The organism is Sphingopyxis sp. J-6, from assembly GCF_046603995.1.
GTDB lineage: Bacteria > Pseudomonadota > Alphaproteobacteria > Sphingomonadales > Sphingomonadaceae > Sphingopyxis.
In genome coordinates, this window is sequence record NZ_CP145810.1 from 3,014,344 (window position 1) to 3,033,839 (window position 19,496).

Annotated in this window: 13 protein-coding genes; 4 read left to right on the forward strand and 9 right to left on the reverse strand. The window is 67.7% G+C overall.

Annotated features, from left to right (window positions below):
* The first annotated feature begins 59 nt into the window (after positions 1-59).
* Positions 60-1,841 carry a cation:proton antiporter gene (locus V6U71_RS14620; protein WP_411339137.1) on the forward strand — a complete coding sequence of 594 codons (1,782 nt, stop codon included), beginning with the start codon at positions 60-62 and terminating at the stop codon, positions 1,839-1,841.
* A gap of 21 nt (positions 1,842-1,862) precedes the next feature.
* On the opposite strand, the gene V6U71_RS14625 is transcribed toward V6U71_RS14620, so the two are convergent.
* Positions 1,863-4,835, reverse strand: coding sequence for a M16 family metallopeptidase (locus V6U71_RS14625; protein WP_411339138.1), 2,973 nt, complete (start codon positions 4,833-4,835; stop codon positions 1,863-1,865).
* Between the two features lie 97 nt (positions 4,836-4,932).
* Between V6U71_RS14625 and V6U71_RS14630 the strand changes: the two genes are divergently transcribed.
* Positions 4,933-5,790 carry a carbon-nitrogen hydrolase family protein gene (locus tag V6U71_RS14630; RefSeq protein ID WP_411339139.1) on the forward strand — a complete coding sequence of 286 codons (858 nt, stop codon included), beginning with the start codon at positions 4,933-4,935 and terminating at the stop codon, positions 5,788-5,790.
* A 125-nt stretch (positions 5,791-5,915) separates the two neighbouring features.
* Here the strand turns inward: V6U71_RS14630 and V6U71_RS14635 are convergent, their stop codons facing one another.
* Together V6U71_RS14635 and V6U71_RS14640 are read right to left on the reverse strand one after the other, a co-directional pair.
* Positions 5,916-6,149 carry a hypothetical protein gene (locus V6U71_RS14635; protein WP_054587033.1) on the reverse strand — a complete coding sequence of 78 codons (234 nt, stop codon included), beginning with the start codon at positions 6,147-6,149 and terminating at the stop codon, positions 5,916-5,918.
* 174 nt (positions 6,150-6,323) lie between these two features.
* Positions 6,324-7,121: an NUDIX hydrolase gene (locus tag V6U71_RS14640; protein ID WP_411339140.1), complete on the reverse strand. Its 798-nt coding sequence runs from the start codon at positions 7,119-7,121 to the stop codon at positions 6,324-6,326.
* A gap of 104 nt (positions 7,122-7,225) precedes the next feature.
* Here V6U71_RS14640 and V6U71_RS14645 point away from each other — a divergent pair, with 104 nt between their 5' ends.
* Together V6U71_RS14645 and V6U71_RS14650 are read left to right on the forward strand one after the other, a co-directional pair.
* Positions 7,226-7,882 carry a DUF4126 domain-containing protein gene (locus V6U71_RS14645; protein ID WP_411339141.1) on the forward strand — a complete coding sequence of 219 codons (657 nt, stop codon included), beginning with the start codon at positions 7,226-7,228 and terminating at the stop codon, positions 7,880-7,882.
* A gap of 202 nt (positions 7,883-8,084) precedes the next feature.
* A complete protein-coding gene (locus V6U71_RS14650; RefSeq protein ID WP_411339142.1) occupies positions 8,085-10,817 on the forward strand; it encodes an autotransporter outer membrane beta-barrel domain-containing protein in 2,733 nt (910 codons plus the stop codon).
* 3 nt (positions 10,818-10,820) lie between these two features.
* Here V6U71_RS14650 and V6U71_RS14655 read toward each other — a convergent pair whose 3' ends face one another.
* The 6 genes from V6U71_RS14655 to V6U71_RS14680 form a co-directional block, all read right to left on the reverse strand.
* The gene (locus V6U71_RS14655) at positions 10,821-12,047 is read right to left on the reverse strand and encodes an NAD(P)/FAD-dependent oxidoreductase (protein ID WP_411339143.1); all 1,227 of its coding nucleotides are present in this window, start codon (positions 12,045-12,047) and stop codon (positions 10,821-10,823) included.
* A gap of 137 nt (positions 12,048-12,184) precedes the next feature.
* Positions 12,185-12,778: a methylated-DNA--[protein]-cysteine S-methyltransferase gene (locus V6U71_RS14660; protein ID WP_411339144.1), complete on the reverse strand. Its 594-nt coding sequence runs from the start codon at positions 12,776-12,778 to the stop codon at positions 12,185-12,187.
* A 68-nt stretch (positions 12,779-12,846) separates the two neighbouring features.
* On the reverse strand, positions 12,847-14,157 hold the full coding sequence (fahA, locus tag V6U71_RS14665) for a fumarylacetoacetase (protein ID WP_411339145.1): 1,311 nt from the start codon (positions 14,155-14,157) through the stop codon (positions 12,847-12,849).
* 99 nt (positions 14,158-14,256) lie between these two features.
* Positions 14,257-15,147, reverse strand: a complete 891-nt coding sequence (locus V6U71_RS14670) for an ROK family protein (protein WP_411339146.1) — start codon at positions 15,145-15,147, stop codon at positions 14,257-14,259.
* Positions 15,148-15,308: 161 nt separating this feature from the next.
* The gene (locus tag V6U71_RS14675) at positions 15,309-16,253 is read right to left on the reverse strand and encodes an alpha/beta hydrolase fold domain-containing protein (protein ID WP_411339147.1); all 945 of its coding nucleotides are present in this window, start codon (positions 16,251-16,253) and stop codon (positions 15,309-15,311) included.
* 4 nt (positions 16,254-16,257) lie between these two features.
* Positions 16,258-19,485, reverse strand: coding sequence for an amidohydrolase family protein (locus V6U71_RS14680; protein ID WP_411339148.1), 3,228 nt, complete (start codon positions 19,483-19,485; stop codon positions 16,258-16,260).
* Between the last annotated feature and the right edge of the window lie 11 nt (positions 19,486-19,496).

Sequence of the window (19,496 nt, forward strand, 5' to 3'; positions counted from 1 at the left end):
AAAATGTGGTTCCATAACCACCTAGCCAATCGGGGCCGGCCTGCATAAGGTCGGCCCTTATGGTATCGGAAACAGAAACCTCCCTCATCGGCGACGCGCTGGTGGTGCTGGGCGCTGCGGGAATCGTCATTCCCGCCTTCGCCCGCTTCCGCCTGCCGCCCGTGATCGGCTTCATCCTCGTCGGCCTGCTCGTTGGCCCGTCCGGCCTGGGATCGCTGACCGGCGATTATCCATGGCTGCGCCACGTCACCATCGGATCGGCCGAGGAAATCGCCCTGTTCGCCGAGCTCGGCATCGTGCTCCTGCTCTTCTCGATCGGACTCGAACTGTCGTTCCGGCGCCTGTGGCAACTGCGCAAGCTGGTGTTCGGCATCGGCGCCGCCGAACTCGGGCTGGGCGGGCTGATCCTCGGTACCGCATTGCTCCTGCTCGGCGACCTTTCACCCGCCGCCGCCTACGGCCTCGGTATCGCGCTTGCCCTCTCCTCGACCGCCCTCGTTCTTCCTATTGCCGGCACCAAGTCGGCCGTAGGAAAATCGGCCTTTTCGATGCTGCTGTTCGAGGATCTGGCGCTTGTCCCGATCATCTTCATCCTCGCCGCACTGTCCCCGACGGCATCGGGCGACAGCGCCGAATTGCTGCTAACGACGTTATGGCAAGGCGTCGTCGTCGTCGCCGGACTGGCGATCGGCGGCTGGTTCCTGTTGCCGAAAATCTTCGCCCAGGCTGCGCGCGCCAAGGATCCCGAGCTGTTCCTCGCCGCCAGCCTGCTTGTCGTCATCGTCGCCGCGCTGGCGACGGCGGCCGTCGGTCTGTCGCCAATCGTCGGCGCGCTCCTCGCCGGCCTGATGATCGCCGAGACCGAATATCATAACGAGGTCGAAGCAATCACCGCGCCCTTCAAGGGTCTCGCGCTCGGCGTGTTCCTGATCAGCGTCGGCATGGGGCTCAACCTCAAGACGATCGCCGCGCTGTGGCCGCAACTGATTGGCGCGGTCGTTGGTGTCGTAGTCGTCAAGGCGGTCGTAACCGCCGCGTTGCTGCGCTTTTCGGGGGTCGCCCGGCGCGGCACCGCCGCCGAAGTCGGCCTGTTGATGGCGAGCCCGTCGGAAACCACCTTGATCGTGCTCGCCACCGCACTGCAAGCGCAGCTCATCAGCCGCGACACCGCCGAATTCTGGCAGCTCGTCACCGCGATCGGCCTGACGATCACCCCGCTGCTGGCGCGCGTCGGCCACGACATCGCGCGGCGGATCGAGATGCGGACCGGCGATGCGCAAAGCGAGGAAACGCCCGAAGGCCGCACCGTCATCGTCGGCTTCGGCCGCGTCGGCCACACCGTCGCCGAGCTGCTCCGCGAGCATGGGCGCCCCTATGTCGCCGTCGACGCCGATATCGACACCGTCGCCGCAGCTCGGCGCGACGGCTTTGCCGTCCGCTTCGCCGACGTCGCGCGGCCCGGCAGCCTCGACAAGCTGGGCATCGAGAATGCGAAGGCGATCGTGCTCACCATGGACGACCCGGTTCAGCAGCTCAGGATGACGCGGCAGTTGCGCCAGAAATATCCCGAACTGCCGATCATCAGCCGCGCGCGCGACGCCGACCATGCCGGGGCGCTCTATCAGGCCGGCGCCTCCGACGCGGTGCCCGAAACGCTCGAGAGCTCGTTACAGCTCGCCGAGGCGGTGCTGATCGACCTTGGCGTCGCCATGGGGCCGGTGATCGCGTCGATCCACGACGTCCGCGCCAAGATGCGGCAGGACATCATGACCAAGGGCAAGCTCGACCACGAACCGCGGATCCGCCGGACCCGGCGGCACGCGACGGGCAGCGACAGCTAGAGTCTGTCCGCCGGGCGCAGGTCAGCGCGAGGCGGCAACCGGCGCCGAGGCCTGCGATCCGCCCGCGGCCGCCGCTCCCGCCGCCGAGGCATCGGCCAGCGTCATCCCCTTGGGCAGGATCGCCAGCGACCATTGGCGTGCCGGCGTCAGGTAAAGCTTGGCAAGGCGCTGGATATCGGTGGCGGTCACCGCTGCGATATCATCCTGGATCGACAGTGCCGCCGCGGCAACGCGCGGATCGCGCGTCGCACCCTCGAGCAGGAACATCCAATAGACATTGCCCGTCGAGGCGCGCGCGACCTGCTCGCGGATCGGCCCGGCGTTGCGCGCGAGTTCGTCGGCGCTAACCGGGTTGGCGACGAGGTCGGCCGCAATGTCCTTCGCGATACCATAGAAGCGGTCGATGTCCTTCGGCGCCAGCAGGCTGCCGACGAGCAGATAACCGCCGCTATTGTCGAACCCCGTCGGCCAATGGCTGTCGACGACGGGGCCATAGCTGGCTCCCTGTTCGGCGCGCAGCCGGTCGAACAGGCGGTCGTTGAAAATCGCCGCCAGCACTTCCAGACCCCGCGCGTCGCGCGGGCTGGCGAGGCCGCCGCTCGTCGGCCAAGCGGTCATCGCGGCCGCCTGTCCCTGTTCGCCGCGATGATAGGCAACTTCGGGCACGGTCACATGCTTGGCAAAGGCGACCTTCTGGCCGCCCGCCGGCGCCAGCGGGGCGCGCGGCGACAGAGCGCCGAACGTCTCGGCCAGGATCTTGCGATAGTCGATCGACGCCATGTCGCCGAACAACTGGACCTCGATCGGCCCGCTCGCGAGGCGCGGTTCCCAGAAGGCGCGGAATTTTGCCGGGGTCAGCGCCTCGATTTCGGCCTTGTCGGGAGCCGACCAGCGCGCGTCGTTGCCCGAGAGCCAGCCGCGCAGATTGCGGTCGAGCACCGCGTTGGGGGTCGCGTCGTTGAGGTCGTAGCCGGTGAGGAAACCGACACGCAGGCGGTCGACGGGCGCCGTATCCCAGCGCGGCGACGCCAGCTTGCCGGCCAGCAGCTTCATCTGGTCGGCAAGGTCGGCAGGCTTGCTTTCGGCCGACAGCTCGAACGCGTCATCGTCGATCGCGAAGTTCATCTGGATCTGACGCCCGTTGGTGAGCTGGTCGATCTCATTCTGGCCCCACGGACCGATGCCGCTCGCGATCAGGGCATAATCGCCCGTCCACAGCAGGTTGGGTGCGTCGGCGGCGACGCTGCGGTTGCCGGTACCGAAACGGACGTTGACGCGCACCTTGCCGGGTTCGACCTTGTTGTTCGAGACGAGCGCCGTCACGCCGTTGGCGAACTCGATGCGCTCGGCGCGCAGCCCCGGAACCAGCGTCGTCGATGCGATCGTGCCCGGCGTGCCGATCGCCGGTAGCTGGCTGAAATCGGCCTTGATCGCCGCCAGCCGGTCGTCGCGGACCAGCGCCGGCGCCGCCAGCGCGGCGAGCAGCGCGCCGTCGCCGCCGTCGATTGCCGTCGGCGTCGTCAGTACGACGCGCGTCACCGGCGCACTGAAGATCGCGCGGCTGATCTCAAGCATCGCCTGCGGCGTCGCCGCGGCGCGGATCGACCGGAACATATCGACCTGCCCCTGCGGGCTGGTCACCGTTTCGCCGATGTCGACCGCGCGCACCATGTCGTCGGCGAGCCGCGCGCCCGGCTCGTTGCGCGCGTTTTCGAGTTCCTTGCGCAGGAAAGCTTCGATCTCGTTCGCCTCGCGGTCGATATCGGCTTGCGAGGGCGGCGTTTTCATCGCGTCGGCGATCACCCCGCGTACATCGGCGAGCGCCGGCTTCCAGTCGCCCAGCGGCACGATCTGCGCCATCGTCACGTCGACGCTGCGGCTGACATATTCCTGCTCGACCGTCGCGACGAGATAGCTGCCGCCCGCGCGGGCGCGGTTTTCGAGGCGGCGGTTGACCAGCGCCTGCGCAATGAACTCCATATAAAGCCGCCGGGTGTTTTCGACGGTGTCGATCCGTTTCTTCCACGGCCGGACCATCGCGAGCGACAGCGCGACCGGCTGGTTCGCCTCGACAATCGCGCGGGCCACCGGCGCCTTAGGGTTCGGTTTGCCGAAATCAGGCTGCGCCGGATTGGGGCCGCTGGCGCGCCAGTCGCCATAATATTTCTCGATCAGCCGGGCGAATTCGGCGGGGTCGCCGTCGCCGACGATGACGACCACGGCGCGGTCGGGGCGGTACCAGCGGTCGTGGAACGCGGTCACCGTGTCGGCGCGCGCTGCGCCGAGCGATTCGACGGTGCCGATCGGCGAGCGGTCGCCGAGCAACTGTCCGGCGAACAGATGCGCGCTGGTCGCATCCGAAATCCGCTTTTGCGGGCCGTCCGATTCGCGCAGTTCGGACATGACGACGCCGCGTTCGGCGGTCACTGCGGCGTCCGAAATCCGCGGTTCGCGGACCATCCCGGCGAGCAATTTCATGCTCTCGTCAAGATTGGCCGGCGTGATGCTGGGCAGGTCGAGCTGGTACACCGTCTGGGTCGGCGTCGTCTGCGCGTTCGAATCGCTGCCGAAAGTGACCCCGAACCGCTGCCAGATCCGCTTCGCTTCGCCGTCGGGGATATGTTCGCTGCCGCGAAAGGTCAGATGTTCGAGCAGGTGCGCAAAGCCGCGTTCCTTTTCGGTTTCGAACAGCGATCCGACGTCCATCCGCACGCGGATCGAAACCTGCCCCGGCGGGACGCCGTTGTTGCGCACGGCATAGCGGACACCATTCGGCAGGACGCCGAAGGTCCATGCGGTATCGCGCGGGATATCGCTGCCGACATAGAGCCAGTCGTCGGCCTTTGCGGTGCCGGCCGTTGTCTTGGCAGAAGGTGCAGCCGTTCCGCCGGTCTGCGCCGCGACAGGCGGCGCGAGCAGCAGCGCGGTCGCCGCACAGGCCGGAAGCAGAAATCGGAAAAGCGAGAGCGTGGTCGACGCGGGAGAATAGGACATCGGCCCATCTTATCGCCATCGAAGCTTGCTGGCCACTGAACTGTCACGCCCCCGCGCGCCTCTTGTCCTGCCTGCGCCAGCAGACTAGCCAGACGCGATGGACAACATCTCTCCCTCACCCGTCGCGGCGCTGATCCAGATGACCAGCGGCATCGATCCGGACGCCAACCTCGCGACGATCGATCGCGCGATGGCCGAAGCCGCCGCGCGCGGCGCCGCCATGGCCTTCCTGCCCGAAATGTCGCTGCTGCTCGATCGCGACCGCGCGCGTTCGGCGGCGCATATCCTGCGCGAAGCCGACAGTCCGTGGCCCGCAGCGCTACAGGAGATGGCGCGGCGGCACGGGCTCTGGCTGCATTCGGGGTCGATGCCGCTGCTCGCCGACGATGGCGAGCGCCGCGTCAACCGCAGCCATATCATTGCCGCCGACGGCAGCATCCGTGCCCGCTACGACAAGATCCACATGTTCGACGTCACGCTGCCGTCGGGCGAGAACTGGACCGAATCGGCGGCCTATGCCGGCGGCGACGCGATAACGGTTGTCGACACGCCGCTCGGACGGCTCGGCCTCAGCATCTGTTACGATGTCCGCTTCCCCGAACTTTATCGCGCCCTCGTCGACCAGGGTGCCGATATCATCGCTGTCCCGGCCGCCTTCACCGTATCGACCGGCGAGGCACATTGGCATGTCCTGCTCCGCGCCCGCGCCATCGAAACGGGTTGCCATCTCCTGGCGGCGGCGCAGAACGGCACGCACGCCGACGGGCGGGCAACCTATGGCCACAGCCTTGCCGTCGATCCGTGGGGTGCCGTCATCGCCGATGCAAGAAACGGAACGGCGGCCAATCCGGGTTTCGATCTGGCGCTGGCGCCGATCGAAAAGGACGCGGTCGTCCGGGCAAGGCAAGCGATCCCGCTGGCGCGATCGCGCAGCGTGCGCGCCATCACGTTATAGTAGGCTCATCGAGAACCAGGCTTCGCGCCTCCGGCGCCAGCCGGCACCTTTTCGACTTCACCGGACGCACAAAAGGCCCCGAGCAAATGCTCGGAGCCCTTTGGTATCTTTAGCTCAGCCGAAGCTTACGGGCTGGTCGGCGAGTCGTTGTTGTTGTCGACCAGGAAATAGACGCCCAGGCCGAAAGCAACCAGCGCCAGCAGACCGAGAAGCCAGCCATTGCCTTCCATCTCGTTCTGGTCGCTGACAACCGACGTCGCGCGGGCGCCGTCGAGGGCGGGCGCAGCCGATGCCGCAACCGGCGCAACGATCATCGATGTCGCCGCAAGGGAGACAGCGGCTTTCTTCAGCAGGTTCATCTTATTCTCCGTCCACTGGAACTTTGTCTTCTCGAATCACACCAGAGAATCGTCCCCGATCTGCTTCTGCGCAGCCGTCTTAGGGTTTGGTATTCGCAATTGCAATATATTTTGCCTCACTTATCGACGACTAGAAAACTGCAAAATTGGCGAAAAATTGACCCAGATCAAATTTTACCCCCGCCGCACGCGTTCGAAGCTTTCGCTGGTCACCGGGTAGCCGAGATGACCGGGTATGCAGAGATGGGTCTCTCCTCCCCGTTCCTCGAGCCACGGCGTGACGAGTTCGACCGGAAATTGCCGGGAATAGGATGAAAACCCTTCGAAATCATCTGCTTGTGACAATTTCTCCAGATTACGGCGGGTCGGGAAGATCACCGACACCTCGCCGTTGTCGGCCATCGCCAGCGTGTGCTTCGCGCTGGCCCAGAAAATATGGCTGTGCTCGGCCTCCTCGACGGTGAGCTCGTGGCCGTGCAACGGCGCCGCCACCGCATAGAAACGCGTGTCGAAGGTCCGCGCTTCCTTGAAATTGGGGCACCAGCGCGCAAAGGGCACCAGCGCGTCCAGCACGAGTCGCTCGCCGCGTTCCGCCAATATGTCGGACAGCAGGACGTCGCTGAGCAGCGCCTGCCGCACGCCCGCCACATCTGCCTCGGCCAGTCCCGGCCAACCGACCGCGAGCCCCGTTTCCTCCAGTGTCTCGCGGAGCGCCGCGACGCGCGCCGCGCCATCGGCCTCATCGTCGGCAAAGCCGTGCCGGCGCGCGACGAGATAGTCGTCGGGGTCGACCCGCCCGCCGGGAAATACGACGGCGCCCGCCGCGAAGGCCATGTTGCTCGACCGCTTTACCATCAGGATTTCGTCGGGCCCGCCGTCTTCGGAGGGGCGCATGATGACGAGAGTCGCCGCAGGGATTGCCCCGTCGGGAAGGCCCGCGACGGCGCCGGGCGATGAAGCTGTATCGGTCATGCCCATGGCGATAACTGGCCCGCGGCGGCTTGTCATCCGGCCATTGCAGCGACCCGCCCACCGGTGCAAGATGCCGGATTGCTGCAAGAACCGGGAGCACGGCCGTGGGGATTGTCGAGATTTTGGGCGTTGCGGGCAGTCTCAGTCTGCTGGCCGGCTGGCGGCTCTACCTCACCATCCTGGCGACGGGCATCGCGATGCATTTCGGCTGGCTGCCGCTTCCCGAACATCTCGCGGCGCTCAAGGTGCTCGCCAATCCGTGGGTGCTCGGCGTCGCGGCGATCGGCACGGTCGCGGAATTTACCGCCGACAAGATCGCGTGGGTCGATTCGGCGTGGGATACGGTGCACAGCGTCATCCGCCCGCTCGGCGGCGCGCTGCTGGCGCTGGCGCTCGTCGACTCCTCCGACCCGGCGTGGCAGGTCGTCGCCTTCCTGCTCGGCGGCGGCGGTGCCCTGCTCAGCCACGGCGCCAAGGCGACGACGCGGGCGGTCGTCAACGTCAGCCCCGAACCCTATAGCAACGCCGTGGTTTCGACGGGCGAGGATGTCGCGACCGGAGGCCTGCTGGCGCTCGCCATCGCCTTCCCGCCGCTGGCGATCGCGATCGCCATCGTCATGGCGGTCGCCGCCGTCGTGGTGATCATCGCGCTGCGCCGCCTGCTCCGCAACATCAAGGCGACGCTGAAAAAGGCGCTCGGCGATGCGCCTGCATCTGCGGCAGGTGAATTGCCGCAGGCCGGCACCAGCGCCCCGGATTAGCGATTTGGCAACCACTGCGGCATAGGCAGCTATTTGCAAACCGCGCATTTTTCCGCCGAACGTTTGCGGAAAACAGGGACCAGGCTGCGCCCCGCACGAAGGGAAGCCTATGCCTCGGAAATCGAAAACCCCCGCATCCTGTCGCGCATTCGGCGCGGCGCCGTCCTCGCAAACCCGCCGGCGGCTGCTCCTTTCGTCGGCGATGGCGCTCGCGCTTGGACAGGCGGCACCGGCTTTCGCGCAATGCGACCTCGTGCCGACCCCCGGTGACGACAGTTATGTCTGCGACAGCGGCACCACGCCGGGCGGCCTTACCGATCCCGGCGGCAACAACCGGCTCGACCTCCCGTCCGGCGGGACCGGAATTATCGACGGCAACGTGACCTTCGGCGCGGGCACCGACACCGTCGTCATGGGATCGGGCGAAATCCGCGGCATGGTCGATCAGGGCAATGGCGACGACCGCTTCGAGATTACGGCAGGCACGGTCACCGGCAATGTCCAGCAGGGCGAAGGGCTCGACGACTTCCGGATGACGGGCGGCGAGATCGGGTCGCTGAACCAGGGCGGCGCGCTCGACAGCTTCTTCATGTCTGGGGGCCGCATCGTCGATGCGTTCGACGACGGCGACAGCGCCGTGATGACGGGCGGGCGCATCGGCCGCGTGAACATGAAACTCGCCGACAATCTGTTCGACATGTCGGGCGGCACGATCGATCGCAACCTCGTCACCGGTTTCGGCAACGACACGATCATCCTGTCGGGCGGAACGATCGGGGGCAATATCAGCGTTTCGGGCGGCACCGACAGCCTCACGGTCACCGGCGGTTCGGTCGGCGGCGAGGTCCGGATGAGCAGCGGCACCGACAGCTTCGTGTGGGACGGAGGCGGCGTCATCCACGGCGCCATCGACCTTGGCGACGACGACGACAGCGCCCGCCTCGCAAATCTCACCGCCGCGAACATCGGCGCGACGCCGGCTGTCGGCGGCGGCGACGGCACCGACGCGCTGACTTTCGACAATGTCACGACGGACGATGTCGCACGCTTCACCGGATGGGAGACGATCGATGCCGTCAACGACACCGAATTGACCTTCGGCGATGTCCTGACCCTCGGCGATGCGGGCACCGGTACCGGCACCCTGCGGATCGACGCGTCGAGCACGATCTTCGGCGGCGGCGCGCAGGGCGGCGTTATTGCCTTCACCGCCGGCCAGCGCGCGACCGTGATCAACGCCGGCCGCATCGATCTGACCAACGGCGGCAACCTGCCGGGCGACAGCTTCACCATCGCCGGCGACTATGTGGGCAATGGCGGACTGCTGCTCATCGACACGGTGCTCGGCGACGATGCTTCGCTGTCGGACAAGCTGGTGATCGATGGCGGCTCGGCTTCGGGAACGACCGGGGTAACGGTGCTGAATGCCGGAGGAGCCGGCGCCGCGACGGCGCAGGACGGCATATTGATCGTCGAGACGCTGAACGGCGCGACCACGGCAAGCGGCGCCTTCGCGCTCAATCACCGCGTCGCGGTCGGCGCGTTCGAATATTATCTGTTCCGCGGCGGCGTTTCGGCCGACAGCGAGGAAAACTGGTATCTGCGTTCGACGCTGGTCACGCCGCCCGCCGCAACGCCGCCGCCGCAGCCCGCGCCCGCCCCGCCACCGCTCGAACCCGCGCCGCCGCCGCCTCCCCCGGTGGCGCCCGAACCGCCGGCGCCGCCGCCTCCCCCTGCGCCGCCCCTGCCACCCTTGCCCCCCGAGCCGACCCCGGCCGATCCCGACCCGGTCGACCCGTCACCGCCGGTGGTCATCGACGATCCGGCACCGCCCGAAGAGCCCGCCCCGCCGCCCGCGCCCGAACCCGAGCCGCCGGCACCACCCCCGGCACCGCCGACCGAGCCCGCCCCGGTTCCGGTGCCCGATACGCCGACCCCGCCGCCGACTCCCGGCGCGACGCCGGTGATCGCCGAGGTCGTGCCGCTCTATCGCCCCGAGGCTCCCGCCTATGTCGTTGCCGTACCCGTCGCGCATTATCTGGCGACCGCGGCGCTCGGCACCTTCCACGCGCGCCGCGGCGAGCAGGCACTGCTGCGCGGCGGCACATTGCTCCCCGCGACATGGGGCCGCATCCTCGGCGAGGACAGCGAACTCAAATGGCAGGGCGATGTCGCGCCGTCGTTCGACGGCGATCTCAAGGGATTCCAGATCGGGCAGGACCTGTTCGGCCAGGGCGATGCCGAAACCACGAACATCCGCGCCGGCATTTTCATCGGCCGCGCCGAGATGGACGGCACGACGCGCGGCCGGTCGCTCGGCTGGAACGACCTGACCGTCGGCCGGATCGACACCCGGAGCACCAGCTTCGGCGGTTATGCGACGCTGAGCGGCGCGAACGGCTGGTATGTCGACGCCGTCGTCATGCATAGCTGGTTCGACGGCGAGGCGTCCGCCGACAGCGGCCTTGCCATCGACATCGACGGCACCGGCTGGGCCGCGTCGCTCGAAGCCGGCTATCCGCTGGCGTTATCGGGGCGCTGGACGCTCGAACCACAGGCGCAGATCGTCTGGCAGAAAGTGTCGCTCGACGATCGCGCCGACATGTTTTCGACGATCGATTTCGCGTCGGACGATACGCTGACGGGACGCTTCGGGCTACGCCTGCACGGCGACTTTGCAAGCGGGAACAGCCGTTTCCAACCCTATCTTCATGCCAGTTTGCGCCACGGCCTGTCGGGACGACAGACGACCCGCTTCGGCACCGACCCGATCCGCACCGATCTCGGCCGTACCGAGTTCGAGGGCGGCGCGGGGCTGGTCGCCCGCCTCGGACAGAATGTCGGCATCCACCTGAAGGGCGATTATGCGGTCAACGCCGACGGCCCGCGCAGCCGGCGGCTGGGCGGAACGGTCGGCCTGACGGTCAACTGGTAGGCGTCAGGCCGGCAACAGCTCCTTGAGCGGCGTTTCGGCGTCGGCAAGCTGTTCTGCGGTGGCGCGGAGCCCGGCGGTGACGATCATGCGGCCCTGGACATAATCCTTGGTCGCGTTGACGCAGTCGATCGCGATGACCTTGCCGGCCTTGAGATAGACGACCGAGAAGCTGCGCGTCGCGGGGTCGCCGCGGAGCACCGCCTGATCATGCCCGGTCGACAGCCCCGCGGTCTGGAGCTTGAGGTCATATTGGTTCGACCAGAACCACGGGATGGCGTGATAGGGTGCTTCGTCGCCGACGATGCCCTTGGCGACGACATTCGCCTGATCGTTGGCATTCTGCACCGATTCGAGCCGGATGCAGGCGCCCTCGGCAAAATGATTCTCATGCGCCGCGCAGTCGCCGATCGCATAGATGTCGGGCAGGCTCGTCTTGCACAGCCCGTCGACGAGCACGCCGTTGCCGCCCTCGGCACCCGCCGCGACCAGCGGTTCGACCGCGGGGACGATGCCGATGCCGACGATGACGAGGTCGGCGGGGATGACCTCGCCGTCCGCCAGCCGCACCCCGGTGACCCGGGTCTCGCCCTCGATCGCCGCGACCGAGACGCCGAGCCGCAGGTCGACGCCATGCTCGCGATGTTCCTTTTCATAGAAGCGCGACAATTCCTCGCCCGCGACGCGCGCCAGCACCCGGTCGAGCGCTTCGAGCAGCACGACCTTCTTGCCCGCCTTGGTCAGCACCGCCGCCGCCTCAAGCCCGATATAGCCGCCGCCGATCACCACGATCTGGCCCGCAGTCTCCGACGCCGCCTTCATCGCATCGGCATCAGCGCGGGTCCGCACGCCCTGCACGCCGGGAAGGTCGCCGCCCGGGATCGGCAGCATGCGCGGAGCGCCGCCGGTAGCCCAGACGAGCTTGCCGTAACCGATCGTCTCGCCGCCGTCGGTCGTAACACTATGGCCGACCGGATCGACCGACACGACGCGCTTGCCGAGCAGCATCGTCACCTCGCGCTCGTCCCAATATTTGGCAGGGCGGAGCTGGATGCGTTCGAATTCTTTCTCGCCCGCGAAATATTCCTTCGACAAGGGCGGGCGCTCATAGGGAAGCTCGGGCTCGTCGCCGATGATCGCAATGCTGCCTTCGAACTTCTGCGTCCGCAGCATCACCGCTACCTGCGCCCCGCCATGCCCAGCACCAACGATCACAACGTCGAATCGCATCATCCTTGCCCTCTCGCGTCTCTTGCCGATTTGCGAGCGCGTCCCTCGCACGCGCGGCCCCGCGATGGCAAGGGACCTTGGCCCGGGATTTTCCACCAGGCCGTAACGGCGATCGGCCGGGCTGATACGCGCATCGCCGGTTATGAGAAGTCGAAACCGGTCTGAGCATCGTCCTGACCGCGCGGCGACTTTTTCGCGGGTGCCGGCGGCGCGACCGTCACCCCTTCAAGTTCGAGCATCCGTGCTTTCGACAGCGATCCGCCGGGCGCGGAAAAGCCGCCGATCTTGCCGCCGGCGCCGGTCACGCGGTGGCAGGGAACGATCAGCGGAATCGGGTTGCTCGCCATCGCCTGTCCGACGTCGCGCGCAAATTCGGGCCCGGCGCCCAGCGCCTTTGCGATGGCGCCATAGGTGGTCGTCTCACCCCACCCGAGATCGCGGACACGGGCGTAAACCTGCCGGAAAAAGGGCTCCTGCTCGCCCATATCGACCGGCACGGCAGCGAAGTCGACCTTCTCTCCGGCGAAATAGCGTCGCACCGCGTCGACGATGGCTTGGACCGGCGGCGGCGGCGCGGACCGCAACGCGCCGGGCAGGCGGCGGAGCAGCGCCCGCTCTGCCTCGCCCGCTCTGGCGGCGGGCAGGCGAAGCGCCGAAATCCCCTTATCGTTCCAGCCGAGCGCGACGAACCCCGCCGCGGTTTCGAACAGGTGATAGAAGTTCTGCGTTGTCATTCGGCCTATATTTTATCGCCGCCGGCCGAATGCAACACCCGCTCTGACCGGCCGCGCGGTGCCGCTTGTCAGCCGACCGCCGGCAGCACCACCGCGCGGCAACTGCCGAAACCGATCGGGGCATAGCCGTCCTTGCGCGCGCGCGCCGACAGCAATATCTCGTCGCCGTCTTCGACAAAGCGCCGCGTTTCGCCGTTCGGGAGCGCGACCGGATCGCTGCCGCCGCGCGTGATCTCGAGCAGGCTGCCGAACCCGTCCCTGTCGGGGGCCGAGATCGTCCCGGTGCCGAGCAGGTCGCCGGGGTTGAGGTTGCAGCCGCCCGAAGCATGATGCGCGACCATCTGCGCGACCGTCCAGTACATGTTCGACGCCGGCCCGCAGCTCAGCCGGTGCGGCGCCAGACCAGCGGCGCGCATCGCCCCGGTCAGCAACGAGACTTCGAGTTCGAGGTCGAGCGCCCCGCCCGCCTGATCGGCCTCGTCCCACAGATAGGGCAGCGGCCGCGGATCGCCCGCGCGGCGCGCGGGCTGCGCGCAGCGGAACGGCGCCAGCGCCTCCGCCGTCACCACCCACGGCGAGATCGTGGTCTGGAAATTCTTGGCGAGGAAGGGGCCGAGCGGCTGATATTCCCAAGCCTGGAAATCGCGCGCCGACCAGTCGTTGAGCAGACAGAAGCCCGCGATATGCTCGGCCGCCGAAGCGATCGGGATCGTCGTGCCGAGCGCATTGCTTGCGCCGATCCACACCCCCAGCTCGAGTTCGTAGTCGAGCCGCTGCGACGGTCCGAAAGCGGGTTCCGCCGCATCGGGCGCCTTGTGCTGGCCGACCGGCCGCACCACCGGCACGCCAGAAGGCCGGACCGACGAGGCGCGACCGTGGTAGCCGATCGGCACATGCTTGTAATTGGGCAGCAGCGGATTGTCGGGACGGAACAGGGTGCCGACATTGGTCGCATGATGGATGCCGACATAGAAATCGGTGTAGTCGCCGATCGTCGCAGGCAGGTGCAGTTCGCAGTCGTCCGCCGGATGCAGCGCCGGTTCAACGGCGGCACGATATTGCTCGTCGGACAGCAGTTCCGACAGCCGCTGGCGAAGCGTCACCCGCATCGCGCGCGGCAGCGCGAACAGAGCGTTCAGCCTATTCCCGCCGCACGCCGGGACGACATCGGGGGGCAGCATCGCCGCGACTGCCGCGAGATCGAGAATCTGATCGCCGATCGCCACCCCCGCGCGCGCAACGCCGCCCTGTGGCGAGAAAATGCCGTAAGGCAGGTTCTGGACCGGGAAGTCCGGGTGGCCGTCGGCGCCCGGCACCCAACTCGTCCGCCGGGCGTCATGGGTCTCGTCGATCGCGTGGCGATCGGCTGCATCCGTCATGTCAGTCGCCTATTTAGTTTCAATTGAAACCATATAGGCGGGCCGAGAAACGCGTGTCAACGACCGCGTACCAAGGTTGGCGTGCGGCGGCGTTGCGGCCTATTTGCCCGCTGTCGCCCGCGCCATCAGCATCGCGCCCTCCAGCCCCGCGTCGGCGAGCGCCGCCGGCACCAGATAGGTCGCCGGATCGATGTCGGCGGCGGCGCCATAGGTGCCGAGTTGCGCCTGCAATTCGATGCGGACGGCATCGATAAGGCCGTGGGCGCCAAGCACGCCGCCACCCAGTACGATGCGATCGGGCGACCAGGCGAGCGTCAGCGTCGCGCAAAGCTGGGCGAGATAATCGGCGGTCAGCGCCAGCACGTCGGGCGCATCGGCAAGATCGGCGATATCGCCCAGCCGGCGCCGGATCGCGGGCCCCGCAACCAGCCCTTCGGCGCAATCGGCATGGAAGGGGCAGCCGCTTGCGAAACGATCGCCCGGACGGCGAACCATCCGGATATGCCCGATTTCGGGATGCGGGTTACCCTTGAGCGTTTCGCCTGCAATCGACAGCCCACCCCCGATACCGGTGCCGACCGTCACATAAGCGACAAGCCGCTGGCCACGCCCGGCGCCGACCTGCTGCTCGGCGAGCGCCGCCGCATTGACGTCGCTGTCGACCAGCACGGGCGCGCCAAGTTCGGCGGCGATTGCGCCGCGGAGGTCATAGCCCGACCAGCCGGCCTTGGTGGTGGCGAGCATCCGGCCGTAGCCCGGGCTCGCCGGATCGACGACGATCGGGCCGAAACTCGCCACCCCGACCGCAGCGAGCGCCGCGCCGGGGGACATCGCCTGGCGAACCGCGCCGGCCAGCAGGGCAACCGAGGCGTCGGGCGTCGCGGTATCGAACCGCCCTTCCCCGATCACCGCGCCTTCGGCGTCGGCCAGCCGATAGAGCAGCTTGGTGCCGCCGGTCTCGATGGCCGCAATGAGATGCTTGTGGGTCATAGCGAGGCGGGACGCGCGCCCGGATCGCGCGGGAAACCGGGCGAGGCAAAGTTCATATCGGCGTCATCCTGGTCCATGGGCTCCGACATCGCCGCTACGCGATAAAGCGTTTCCCGTCCACGAAACGGCGACGGTGCAACCTTCGAATGCCGATGGGCAAATCAGCCCAGCCGGTCGCGAATGAAGGTGGCGCCGTCGCGGATCGCTTCGCGCGCCACCGCCGCGACCGACATCGCCTCGAGGAAGCTGTGCGTCGCTCCGGCATAGATTTTCGCCATCGCCGCGACGCCCGCCTGCTCGAGCCGCGCTTCCATCGCCAGCGACTGTTCGGTCAGCAGGTCGCATTCGGGGATCACGAGGAACACGGGCGGCAGACCGGCAAGGTCGGCATGGATCGGACAGGCGAAGGGATCGCGCTGGCCCGCGTCCCAGTCGGCGAGGTAATTGACGTAATAGCTCTGCGCCTCGGCGCGATCCATGATCGAACCCGGACCGCCGAAGCGTTCCTCGGCGCGATCGGAGACCTCGGGCGTGAAATAGCCGTAATTGGCGAGGATCGCCCGCACGAGGCCGCCTTCGCCGCGCTCGCGAAGGCGAAGCGTCGCCGCGAAGGAAAGATTGGCGCCCGCGCTGTCGCCGCCCAGCGCGAGCCGCGCCGCATCGACGCCAAGCTCGCCGCCATGTGCCTTGAGCCAGAGGATCAGCGCCTCGATGCGGTCGAGCGCGACGGGATATTTATGTTCGGGCGACAGCGGATAATCGACGCCGATCACCGCGAACTCGCCCGCCGCCGCATATTCGCGCATCAGCCGGTCGTGCGTATCGATCGAAAACAGCGTGAAGCCGCCGCCGTGCAGATAAACGAGCGCCGGGGCGGGCGTCGCGGCGCCTGCGGGGCGATAGACGCGGATACGGAGTTCGCCCGCACCGGGATCGAAAGTCCGTTCGACGGTTTCGGCCATCGCCGGGCCGCCCTCGGTCCAGCGCGCCCGCACCTTTTCGGACACGGCGCGCTGTTCGGGAAAGCCGAGCCCGCCGAAGGGCGGGTGCTCCGCCCAGCGCCGCTTCATTTCATCGAGAAAGGCCTGGATTTCCGGATCGATCATCGCCCTATTTCCCTTCCGCCACCGGCAACCACTGGCTTGGACGCTGCTCGCCCGCGAACCAGCTCGGCGGCGACTTGCGCGCTTCGGGCCACAGTTCGTCGAGCGTATCGGCGTCGAACAATTGCCCGCCGCGCATCACCAGCTTGACCGACCGTGTGTTGCGGATGTCGGCCAGCGGATCGCGTTCGAAGACGACGAGGTCGGCATATTTGCCCGGTTCGAGCGTCCCCATGTCGCCGAGGCGGCCGATCGTCTCCGCCGCGCCCGCGGTCGCGGCATGGAGGACTGCCATCGGCTTCATGCCGCCTAGCGCATGGGCTTCGAGCTCGTAATGATAGCCGATGCCGGGATCGTCGCCGTGCGACCCTATCCCCACCAAGGCGCCGCTTTCGGCGAGCCGCGCCGCGTCCGCCGCCAGCGCCGGCAGGCGCGAGGCATCGAGCGAGCTCCATTCGCGATGCGCCAGCTTGTGCGCGATCGCCGGTGGCGACCAGAAGCGCTTGACCTTGGCATCGAGCGCCGGGTCGTATTTGGCGACAAAATAATGGCGCGCCGACGGCCCGTTGGTGTCGATGAGCAAAGTCGCGACATAGCTCGTCCGCATCAGCCGGTAGAGGGTCAGCACATCCTCCTGGAACGGCGAGATCGGCAGCGCATGCTCGTTGCCGGCGTAACCGTCGATGGCCTGGGTCAGCATCAGCTTGGGATTGAGGCTGCCCTCGGTCGTCGGCAGCAGGCCGAGTTCGCGGGCGGCGATCGCGATCCACTGACGCACCGTCCGGCTCTCCCCGCGATACTGCTTGATGTTGCGCAGCCCCCAGGCGTCGCGATAGCGGCGCAGCACGTCGCGCACCTGATCGAGCGAGGTGAAACGCTCCTTCGAGAAGAGCGCCGGCCCCGTGGAGCGGAGCCGCGGTCCCACGACCAGCCCGGTATCGATCAGATCCTGATAGGCGATCTGGTCGATGCCCAGCGTCGAGGGATCGAAGGAGGTCGTGACGCCGAAGGCCAGCCGCGCCCGCAGCCCCCATTCGTCATAGCCGATGACGTTGCGGCGAACGCCGCCGATATGGTCATGGTCGTCGATGAAGCCGGGGCCCACCGTCTGGCCGCCGAGCTCGCGGGTCGGGGTTCCGGCGGGAACCGCAAAGCTGCCGCGCGGCCCGATCGCCGCGATGCGGTCGCCCTCGATCAGGATATCGGCGTCGTCGATCATCCGGTCGCCGCCCGCCATGGTGAGCGCGCGCGCACCGCGGAGCAGCAAGCGACCCGTGGGCCGCGCCCGCGGCAGTTCGGCGACCAGTTCGATCCGGTCCTTGGGCGCCGCCGTGGCGCCGGGCCCGGGCAAGATCTCGACATAATTGCCGACCGACCAGAGCAGGCTGCCGTCGCGGCGCCAATCGAAGAAGTCGGCGCCCATCGCGGTGACCTTGCGCGCCGGGTTGCCGGGCGCCGTCAAATCGATCGCGCCGCCCTCGGACGGCGGCACGGGCATCACGTAGAGCTGTTCGCTGGTCTGGGCGGCGAGCCACTTGCCGTCGGGGCTGATACGAATGTCATCGGCGGCGGCGAGCTGGTCGGTGAAATAATAGCCCTGTCCTTTCACCGATGCGACGGAACGCCGGGCGCCCGAAGCCAGATCGATGGCGACGAGGCCGGTGTCGCCGAGCAGAAAGGCGGTGCCGTCCTGACCGTCGACGAAATGGGGGCGACCGCCGAGCTGTCCCGATGCCACGACGCGCGCGGTCCCGCCACGCGCCGGAAGGGCGACCAGTTCGGCAGGCCGTATCGTCCCGAACTCGAAACTCGTATGCTGGCGCGCCGCGGCAGGCGAGCGCACTGCGAGAATCGACCCGCCGTCGGGGGTGAAGGCGGGATGCGTATAGAAGGCGGCGATGTCGCTGATCTTTGCGGCTTCCCCCGATCCATCGGCAGCGATCGTCCAGATCGCGCCGCCCGCCGTCTCGCTCCACGTCACATAGGTCAGGCGCTCGCCGTCGGGGCTCCATGCCGGCAGCGACGCCGGATCGCCGCTGATCGGCAGGCGCAACGCCTTGCCGCCATCCAGCGGCTGGACATAGAGGCTGCCAAGCGCGGCAAAGGCGACGCGCGCGCCATCGGGTGACGGCGCGGTTCCCTGCGGCAGTTTCGCGCGGACCGCGCCGGTTTCCTCGCGAAAGGCGATCCGCGTCGTCGGTCCGACTGCCAGTTGGAGCCGCGCGGTGAACGGAATGCGCGATGCGGCCGAGCCGTCGACCGGCCGGCGCTCGATCTTGCCTTCATAGGCGATCAGGATCGCCTTGCTGTCGGGGGTGAAGGCATAGCGCGGGATAAGATCGAGCCACGCCGCGCCGTTCATCAGGTCGAGCGGCGCCGGCCCCAAATCGCGATCGATGCCGGTCGCCAGTTCGCGGACGCGCAGGTTCGTCCGCGCCATTTGCCGCGTCGCATAGGCAAGCAGCTTGCCGTCGGGCGAGATTGCCGGGCGGAAAAAGGTTTCGCCGCCGGCTTCGCGTCCACCCGAGCTCTCGATCACGGTCGTTTCGGCGCCGGTAGCAATCTCGCGACGGACAACCGTCCACGACACGGGTCCGTCGAAGGAAAGATCGCCGGTCTGCCGCGCATAATAGAGATATTTGCCGTCGCGCGACGCCGAGGCGCCGAGCGTGCTTTGCCACGCCGAACGCGGCGCATCCTCGGCGGGCTTCGCAGGCGCGACGATTTCGCCGGGCGATCCGTCGACCGGATGACGCCAGAGTTCGTAACGATCGATGCGGATGCGATAGCGGCTGACATAGACCGACTTGCCGTCGGCGCTCCATTCGGGCGAGGTGCGCACCTCGCCCTCGTCGCCGGTGCTGATCCGCCGCGCGCCGCTGCCGTCGGTTCGCGCGATCCAGACATTGTCGCCGCCCGACCGGTCGCTGACATAGGCGATCCATTTGCCGTCGGGCGAGAAGGTCGGCTGCACTTCGAACGCCATGCCGGTCGCGACCGGCACCGCGCGGCCGCCCTTGATCGGCATCGCATAGATTTCGCCGAGCATATCGAAGAGGATCGTCCTGCCATCGGGCGAGACGGCGAGCGACATGAAGGTCCCGCTCGACACTTCATAGTCGAGCGTGCGGGCGGGCTGCATCGGCAGGCCACCCCCTTCGTCGGCGTGCAACAGCGGAACCGCCAGCGCCAGCGCTGACACCAGTCCGCACAGCCCCCGAACCATCTGCTTCATAACGCCTCCTC

Bases quoted from the DNA above. Each gene is read 5' to 3' on its own strand.
- V6U71_RS14620 (WP_411339137.1), top strand. From the start codon at position 60: ATGGTATCGGAAACAGAAACCTCCCTCATCGGCGACGCGCTGGTGGTG.
- V6U71_RS14625 (WP_411339138.1), bottom strand. From the start codon at position 4,835: ATGTCCTATTCTCCCGCGTCGACCACGCTCTCGCTTTTCCGATTTCTG.
- V6U71_RS14630 (WP_411339139.1), top strand. From the start codon at position 4,933: ATGGACAACATCTCTCCCTCACCCGTCGCGGCGCTGATCCAGATGACC.
- V6U71_RS14635 (WP_054587033.1), bottom strand. From the start codon at position 6,149: ATGAACCTGCTGAAGAAAGCCGCTGTCTCCCTTGCGGCGACATCGATG.
- V6U71_RS14640 (WP_411339140.1), bottom strand. From the start codon at position 7,121: ATGACCGATACAGCTTCATCGCCCGGCGCCGTCGCGGGCCTTCCCGAC.
- V6U71_RS14650 (WP_411339142.1), top strand. From the start codon at position 8,085: ATGGCGCTCGCGCTTGGACAGGCGGCACCGGCTTTCGCGCAATGCGAC.
- V6U71_RS14655 (WP_411339143.1), bottom strand. From the start codon at position 12,047: ATGATGCGATTCGACGTTGTGATCGTTGGTGCTGGGCATGGCGGGGCG.
- V6U71_RS14660 (WP_411339144.1), bottom strand. From the start codon at position 12,778: ATGACAACGCAGAACTTCTATCACCTGTTCGAAACCGCGGCGGGGTTC.
- fahA (WP_411339145.1), bottom strand. From the start codon at position 14,157: ATGACGGATGCAGCCGATCGCCACGCGATCGACGAGACCCATGACGCC.
- V6U71_RS14670 (WP_411339146.1), bottom strand. From the start codon at position 15,147: ATGACCCACAAGCATCTCATTGCGGCCATCGAGACCGGCGGCACCAAG.
- V6U71_RS14675 (WP_411339147.1), bottom strand. From the start codon at position 16,253: ATGATCGATCCGGAAATCCAGGCCTTTCTCGATGAAATGAAGCGGCGC.
- V6U71_RS14680 (WP_411339148.1), bottom strand. From the start codon at position 19,485: ATGAAGCAGATGGTTCGGGGGCTGTGCGGACTGGTGTCAGCGCTGGCG.